The organism is Pseudoalteromonas sp. MER144-MNA-CIBAN-0113 (genome assembly GCF_040308965.1).
Lineage (GTDB): Bacteria > Pseudomonadota > Gammaproteobacteria > Enterobacterales > Alteromonadaceae > Pseudoalteromonas > Pseudoalteromonas tetraodonis.
The window spans coordinates 1-345 of sequence record NZ_JBEOOG010000235.1 but is presented as its reverse complement, the minus strand read 5'-3'; the positions used below and the strand labels follow the sequence as shown (position 1 = coordinate 345).

1 protein-coding gene is annotated in these 345 nt (G+C 37.4%); it reads left to right on the top strand.

Annotated features, from left to right (window positions below):
* Window positions 1–345 (top strand): EamA family transporter (locus AAEY57_RS19530; RefSeq protein WP_350608609.1); only part of this gene is annotated, 345 nt, incomplete at both ends.

Here is a 345-nt window from a genome sequence, read left to right as displayed (position 1 = left end):
GCCCATGGCTCAATGTGGGCTTCAAGCTTTATGGTATTGCCGCTTATCTTATTTATGCCAATACGAGAAATACCAAGCACCAACGTTATGCTAGGTGTACTTGTATTAGGAGTAATGTGTACTGCACTTGCTTATATTTTATTTTTTAAATTAATCGACGATATTGGCCCAACCTCAGCACTCACGGTTACATTTTTAATTCCATTATTTGGCATATTTTGGGGACATTTAATTTTAGATGAGCAAATTGGGCCAAATACGTTACTCGGCGCATTATTTGTCATTGTGGGTACTATGTTGGTTACTGGTTTTTTACCACGAAAAAAGCACTTAGCTAAAACAAGC